Origin of the sequence: Microbacterium sp. CPCC 204701 (genome assembly GCF_004010105.1) — a bacterium.
Lineage (GTDB): Bacteria > Actinomycetota > Actinomycetes > Actinomycetales > Microbacteriaceae > Microbacterium.
In genome coordinates this window covers 1-6,520 of record NZ_RRYE01000163.1, presented here as the reverse complement: position 1 = coordinate 6,520, position 6,520 = coordinate 1, and the positions used below count along the sequence as shown (strand labels likewise).

Below are 6,520 nucleotides of genomic sequence, written 5' to 3'. Positions count from 1 at the left end.
GCAGCAGCGACAGGATCGCCTTGCCCGGTGCTCCGCGCGTGACCGGATGCCGCGTCCCGGGGCGCTGCGCGACCGAGGCGACCGCGTGCCGCGGCTCGATCGAGACGAGCGTGACGCACTCGTCGTGGTCGAGCACCGCGAGGAACGTGGTCATGCCGAGCTCGTTCGCCACGGCGGTCAGCTCGGGGAGGGCCTCGGCCTGCAGGTCGTGCGCGACGCCGGCGGCGAGCGCCGCGAGTCGCGGCCCGAGCTGGACGCGGCCCACGGAGTCGCGAGCGACCAGGCCGTGGTCTTCGAGCGTGCGCAGCAGGCGGTAGACCACGGACCTGTGCAGGTCGAGTCGCCGGGCGAGGAGGTCGATGGTGAGCGGCTCGCGGGCGTCGGCGAGGACTTCGAGAAGCCGGATGCCTCGGCTCAGCGTCTGCGAGGCGGGCGGAGCGGCAGCGGTGGTGGCCATGCGATCCTCGCGTCTTGTCTCGGTGGAGGCGGTCGCATACGATCTGTTCAATACTAGAACATCGTGTTCGAATATAGAACACGATGTTTCCGATCGCAAGCATCGTCGCGGCGAGGAGAGACCAATGCAGTTCCACCATCACGGATACGTCTCGGGGGAGCCGCGCGTGCAGCCGGTTGCCGGCACCGGCATCGACCGACCGGCCGAGCTCCCCGACGAGATGGACCTGCTCATCGTGGGCTCGGGTCCTGCGGGGATGCTGCTCGCGGCGCAGATGTCGCAGTTCCCCGACGTCACGACGCGCCTCATCGAGCGTCGCGACGGACGGCTCGTGCTCGGCCAGGCCGACGGCATCCAGCCGCGCAGCGTCGAGACGTTCCAGGCGTTCGGATTCGCCGAGCGCATCACCGCCGAGGCGTACAACATCGCGTACATGAACTTCTGGGCGCCCGACCCGGAGAATCCGCGCAACATCGTGCGGACGGCGCGCACAGAGGACTACGCGTTCAAGATCAGCGAGTTCCCGCACCTGATCGTGAACCAGGCGCGTGTGCTCGACTACTTCGCCGAGGCGGCCGCGTTCGGCCCCGGCCGCATCGTGCCCGAGTACGGCATCGAGTTCCTGGGACTCACCGTTCACGAGGACGGCGAGTATCCGGTCGAGGTCCGGGTGCGGCATGCGGCGGGGGAGCGCGCGGGCGAGGAGCGCACCGTGCGAGCGAAGTACGTCGCCGGCTGCGACGGCGCGCGCAGCGGCGTGCGCGAGGCGATCGGCCGCACGCACGTCGGCGAGTTCGCCTCCCACGCGTGGGGCGTCATGGACGTGCTCGTCAACACCGACTTCCCGGACTGGCGCACCAAGTGCGCGATCAACTCCGCCGCCGGCAACATCCTCCACATCCCGCGCGAGGGGGGCTACCTCAGCCGCATGTACATCGACCTCGGCGAGGTCGCGGAGGACGACGCCCACCGCGTGCGCCGGACGCCGATCGAGGAGGTCGTCCGCCGTGCGAACGAGATCCTGCATCCGTACTCCATCGACGTGAAGCAGGTCGCCTGGCACAGCGTGTACGAGGTCGGCCACCGCGTGACCGACAAGTTCGACGACGTCGATGTGGATCAGGGCCACGACCCGCGCGTCTTCCTCGCCGGCGACGCGTGCCACACGCACAGCGCGAAGGCCGGCCAGGGCATGAACGTCTCGATGCAGGACGGCTTCAACCTCGGCTGGAAGCTCGGGCACGTGCTCACCGGGCTCAGCCCCGCGTCGCTGCTGTCGACGTACTCGGCCGAGCGCCAGCCGGTCGCGCAGCAGCTCATCGACTTCGACCGCGAGTGGTCGTCGCTCATGGCGCGCAAGCCCGAGGAGATCTCCGATCCGCAGGACCTCGCCACCTACTACCTCGCGACGGCCGAGTTCCCGTCGGGATTCATGACGCAGTACGGCCCATCGATGATCGTGACGGGTGCCGCGCACCAGGCGCTCGCCGAAGGGTTCCCGCTCGGCAAGCGCTTCAAGTCCGTCGAGGTGGTCCGTGTGTGCGACGGCAACGTCGTGCATCTCGGGCACCACGCCAAGGCCGACGGACGCTGGCGGGTCTACGTTTTTGCGGACACCGCGGCCGGGGTCTTCGCCGACGCCCCGGCGGCGGAGCCGTCGACGCTGGCCTCATGGGCCGAGTTCATGGCGTCGCCCGCGTCGCCCGTGGCCCGCTTCACCCCGGCCGGCGCCGACGTCGACGCGGTGTTCGACGTGAAGGTCGTGTACCAGCAGCGGTTCGAAGACGTCGACATCTCGCGCGTGCCCGCGGTCTTCCTGCCCAAGACCGGACCGTTCGCGCTGACCGACTGGGAGAAGGTGTACGCCGCGGCGCCGAGCGCCTGGAGCGACGCCGACATCTTCGCCGAGCGCGGTCTGGCGCGCGAAGGGGTCGTGGTGGTCGTGCGCCCCGACCAGTACGTCGCCGGGATCTTCCCCCTCGCCGCGACCGACGAGCTCACCGGGTTCTTCGAGGGCGCGTTGGTCGACCAGCGCACGACAGCCCTTGATCCGATCCTCAGTTGAGGAGCTGCGCCGAGATGAGGATACCGAGCCCGGATTCGGTCCGCATCCGGGCGCTGACCCTCACGTGAGGGGGAGTGGAGCGAGTGAGACACCAGTCCGGCTGTGCGTGCGGGCGAAGATCCACCCCGCACCATACATCGTGTATATCGGCCGCATCGTGCGGCGGCGGCAGAATTGGCCGCAGACAGCGAAATGAACGGATGCGCGCCAGCGGCATCCGGAACCGACGAGGGAGTCCCTGTGACCGACGACCGTGAGACCGAGCTGCTCGCATCCGTTCCCGACGGCCTGTTCATCGGCGGACAGTGGCGTGCGGCATCCGGCGAGAAGACGCTCAAGGTGTACGACCCCTCGGACGGGCAGGTGGTCAAAGAGATCGCGAACGCATCGCCCGAAGACGGCAAGGCCGCCCTCGACGCCGCCGTCGACGCCTTCCCGGCGTGGGCCGCGACGCCCGCCCGCCAGCGCGCCGAGATCCTGCGGCGTGCCTTCGACCTGCTGCAGGAGCGCAAGGAGGACTTCGCGCTGCTGATGACGATCGAGATGGGCAAGCCGCTGGCCGAGGCACGCGGCGAGGTCGCCTACGGTGGCGAGTTCGTCCGCTGGTTCAGCGAGGAGACCGCGCGCATCCAGGGCCGGTACGGATCCAACCCCGAGGGCACGGGTCGCATGATCGTGTCGCAGCATCCGGTCGGCCCGTGCTTCCTGATCACGCCGTGGAACTTCCCGCTTGCGATGGCCACCCGCAAGATCGCGCCAGCGCTCGCGGCCGGCTGCACGGTCGTCATCAAGCCCGCCGAGCTGACGCCGCTCACCACCTTGTTCTTCGCGAAGCTCCTCGAAGACGCGGGCCTCCCGGCCGGCGTCGTCAACGTCTTCACGACGTCCACGTCGGGCGCGGTCTCCGAGCCCATCATCCGCGACCCGCGCCTGCGCAAGCTCTCGTTCACCGGCTCGACCCAGGTGGGCCAGCGCCTCCTCGAGCAGGCGGCGCAGGGCGTGCTGCGCACGTCGATGGAACTCGGCGGCAACGCGCCCTTCGTGGTCTTCGACGACGCCGACCTCGACAAGGCGGTCGACGGCGCGATGCTCGCGAAGTTCCGCAACATCGGCCAGGCCTGCACGGCCGCGAACCGCTTCATCGTGCACCGGTCCGTCCAGGGCGAGTTCGCGCGCCGGGTCACCGAGCGCGTGCAGGGCATGAAGATCGGCCGCGGCACCGAGGAGGGCGTCGCCATCGGCCCGCTCATCGACGACCGTGCGGTCGACAAGGCCTCGTCTCTGGTTCAGGATGCCGTCGCCCGCGGCGCGTCCGTCGCCACCGGCGGCAACGCGATCGACCGTCCCGGCACGTTCTACGAGCCCACGGTCGTCACCGACGTGCGGCCGGGCAGCGACATCCTGCGCGAGGAGATCTTCGGTCCGGTTCTCGCGATCATCCCGTTCGACACCGAGGACGACGCGGTGCGCCTCGCCAACGACACCGAGTACGGCCTCGTCTCATACGTCTTCACCGAGAATCTCGCGCGCGGTCAGCGCATGATCGAGCGCCTCGAGACCGGCATGATGGGCCTCAACGTCGGCGTGATCTCCAACGCCGCCGCCCCGTTCGGCGGCTGGAAGATGTCGGGCCTCGGCCGCGAGGGCGGCGCCGAGGGCATCCACGAGTACCTGCAGACCAAGTACACGCTGACCCCGAACCCGTTCTGACTCCCGGATGAGCTGAACGGATCCCGCGGGCCGCGGCATCCGTTCATCTCACGCGGTGGCGTATCGCGCGACCATCGTGTCGACGGCCTCGCTCACCACGCGCTCCACCTCGTCCTGGGTGAGCGACCAGTCGCCGTGCACCAGCCGGGGCCAGAAGACGACGGTGGCGATCATTCCGAGGAATTGCGTCGCCGCGGTGTCGGGGTCATCCACGCGAGCCGCGCCCGCAGCGGTCGCACGTGCGAAGTAGCGGTGAAGCGCCGAGAGCACGGGGAGCGTGCCGAAATCGAACGTTCGCTCGCGCAGTTCGGGGAACCTCGGCGACTCGGCGATGATCGTGCGCATCAGCTCCTCCACGCGCGGTCGACCCAGCAGCTCGGCATACGCGAGGCCCAGAGTCGCCAGCCCCGACCGGAAGTCACCCGGCGGCGGATCGGGGATCTGGTCGTGCGGGGTGTCTGCGGCGTCGAGCACCGTCGCCTCGAAGAGCGCAGCCTTCGTGGGGAACTGCTTGAAGAGCGTCGCCTTCGACACTCCGGCCGCCTGCGCCACGCGCGCGAGCGACGTGCGGTCGTAGCCCATCTCGAGGAACAGCTCGGTCGCCGCGCCGAGGATCGTCGTGCGATTCGCGGCGGCGACGGTGCGGTGGTAGTCCGAGATCTCGCGTGGCACCCCGTCAGTATCCCATATGGGTGAGTCGCTTGACTCACCTCTCGATCCACCCTAGCCTGTTGAAGGTGAGTCGGTCGACTCGCCTTCCTCTCTGGAGGCTCCATGAGCATCGTGTTCATCCACGCAACCGTGACCCTCGACGGGTTTCTCGCCGCCCCGGACGGCGGCGTCGACTGGATGTTCGACTTCCCATCCGCGCCCGAGGATGAGGACGTCGTGGGTCGCGTCTGCGCGAAGATCGGCGCCGTCGTGGGCGGAGCCAACAAGACGCAGACGATCGAAGACGCCGAGAAGCCGTACGGCGGCATGGTGAAGGCGCCGGTGTTCCTCATGACCCATCGCGCCGCGGATCCCGTCGTGATGGACGGCGTCACCTACACGTTCGTCGTCGACGACATCGCCGAAGCCGTGGCATCGGCGAAGCAGGCCGCGGGCGACAAGTGGGTCAGCCTGCTGGGCGGCAGCATCTCGAGGCAGTGCCTGCAGTTGGGCCTCGTCGACGAGATCCACCTCGACGTCGTCCCCGTGCTCCTCGGGGCAGGGATTTCGCTGTTCGCAGGCCTCGGCACCCGTATCGACCTCGAGCGCCTCGAGACCTCTGCCTTCGCGAGCGAGACGCACCTCCGGTTCCGCGTCGCCGCGTCATCTCGCGCCGCCTGATCTACCCGCGGGGGTTTGTCAAGCGGGCTGTGCGGGCCACGCGGCCTGCGTACGTTCGAACACGACGAACGGAGGAGCGCATGAACGCCAACCCAGACCAGACGTCAGCGAGCGACGAAGGCACTCCCAAGCCCGGCGGACTCGGTAGGGACGGGACGATTCCAGACGATCCAGACGGCGTGGCCGCAGGACACACCGGCGAGCCGTCGACGTTCGAGCCGGAAGAGGACGAGCAGGCCTGATCGCCGGCTCGGAGAACCTCGAGGAGAGCATGATGAGCGACACCCCCATACCGCGGATCTCGCCGGGCGACACCAATCCCGCCAGCGACCTCAAGACCGACATCATCAAAGACGTCGAGCGCGAACACGAGATCACCGGCGACGTCGTCGGGCCCCGCAGCGACGAGATGCCCGACGACGAGCACGACGGCGACGAGTCCTGACGGCGTGCCATGACGGATGCCTCGACCCGAGGCATCCGCCCGTGGCGCTGTCACAGCACGACGAGAAAGCGGAGCACCGTGCTCGCCTTCGGCAGAGGCAGCGCTGCGGGCACACAGTGTCCGCAGGGCGCGCCATGATGGGCGGGTGGATGTCACAACCCTGCGTGCCTCGCGGCTGCGCTCGCACCGGCTGAGCGCTCCCGCCTCGACCGTCGCCGACGCCGCAACCCATATGCTCGCAACGCAGGCCCAGGAGTTCTGGGGCGGGCGCTGGGCGCTCGCCGCCCGCACGCGCGGGCGCACGACGATAGGCGACGTCGACGCCGCGTTCGACCGCGGCGAGATCGTGCGCTCGTGGACCATGCGCGGCACGATCCACGCGATCCCCGCCCGCGACCTCGCGTGGGTGCTGTCGATCACGGGCGACCGGCAGCTGCGGCAGGCGGCGAGCATCCGCCGGCGCGAGGGCATCGACGCCGATGAGGTCGCGCGCGCCGCCGCAGCCGTGCGC

At 69.4% G+C, this 6,520-nt stretch carries 8 protein-coding genes; 6 read left to right on the top strand and 2 right to left on the bottom strand.

The genetic code is table 11. The features are described from left to right. On the bottom strand, positions 1–457 hold a 457-nt coding region (locus tag EIO58_RS10670), incomplete at its 3' end, for an IclR family transcriptional regulator (RefSeq protein ID WP_127819526.1). Positions 458–581: 124 nt separating this feature from the next. Here EIO58_RS10670 and EIO58_RS10665 point away from each other — a divergent pair. Beyond that, positions 582–2,522, top strand: a complete 1,941-nt coding sequence (locus EIO58_RS10665) for an FAD-binding monooxygenase (protein ID WP_127819525.1) — start codon at positions 582–584, stop codon at positions 2,520–2,522. A gap of 192 nt (positions 2,523–2,714) precedes the next feature. Further along, positions 2,715–4,232 carry an NAD-dependent succinate-semialdehyde dehydrogenase gene (locus EIO58_RS10660; protein ID WP_164861634.1) on the top strand — a complete coding sequence of 506 codons (1,518 nt, stop codon included), beginning with the start codon at positions 2,715–2,717 and terminating at the stop codon, positions 4,230–4,232. 48 nt (positions 4,233–4,280) lie between these two features. Here the strand turns inward: EIO58_RS10660 and EIO58_RS10655 are convergent, their stop codons facing one another. Further along, the gene (locus EIO58_RS10655; RefSeq protein ID WP_127819523.1) at positions 4,281–4,904 is read right to left on the bottom strand and encodes a TetR/AcrR family transcriptional regulator; all 624 of its coding nucleotides are present in this window, start codon (positions 4,902–4,904) and stop codon (positions 4,281–4,283) included. A 102-nt stretch (positions 4,905–5,006) separates the two neighbouring features. On the opposite strand from EIO58_RS10655, the gene EIO58_RS10650 reads away from it, so the two are divergent. The 4 genes from EIO58_RS10650 to EIO58_RS10645 form a co-directional block, all read left to right on the top strand. Continuing rightward, on the top strand, positions 5,007–5,564 hold the full coding sequence (locus EIO58_RS10650) for a dihydrofolate reductase family protein (protein ID WP_127819522.1): 558 nt from the start codon (positions 5,007–5,009) through the stop codon (positions 5,562–5,564). A gap of 80 nt (positions 5,565–5,644) precedes the next feature. Continuing rightward, positions 5,645–5,806: a hypothetical protein gene (locus EIO58_RS18805; protein WP_164861633.1), complete on the top strand. Its 162-nt coding sequence runs from the start codon at positions 5,645–5,647 to the stop codon at positions 5,804–5,806. 32 nt (positions 5,807–5,838) lie between these two features. Continuing rightward, positions 5,839–6,009, top strand: a complete 171-nt coding sequence (locus tag EIO58_RS18800) for a hypothetical protein (protein WP_164861632.1) — start codon at positions 5,839–5,841, stop codon at positions 6,007–6,009. 145 nt (positions 6,010–6,154) lie between these two features. Next, the coding region (locus EIO58_RS10645) for a DNA glycosylase AlkZ-like family protein (RefSeq protein WP_164861631.1) at positions 6,155–6,520 on the top strand (366 nt) is incomplete at its 3' end.

Coding starts and splice junctions, on each gene's coding strand:
- EIO58_RS10665 (WP_127819525.1), top strand. CDS start 582: ATGCAGTTCCACCATCACGGATACGTCTCGGGGGAGCCGCGCGTGCAG.
- EIO58_RS10660 (WP_164861634.1), top strand. CDS start 2,715: ATGAACGGATGCGCGCCAGCGGCATCCGGAACCGACGAGGGAGTCCCT.
- EIO58_RS10650 (WP_127819522.1), top strand. CDS start 5,007: ATGAGCATCGTGTTCATCCACGCAACCGTGACCCTCGACGGGTTTCTC.
- EIO58_RS18805 (WP_164861633.1), top strand. CDS start 5,645: ATGAACGCCAACCCAGACCAGACGTCAGCGAGCGACGAAGGCACTCCC.
- EIO58_RS18800 (WP_164861632.1), top strand. CDS start 5,839: ATGAGCGACACCCCCATACCGCGGATCTCGCCGGGCGACACCAATCCC.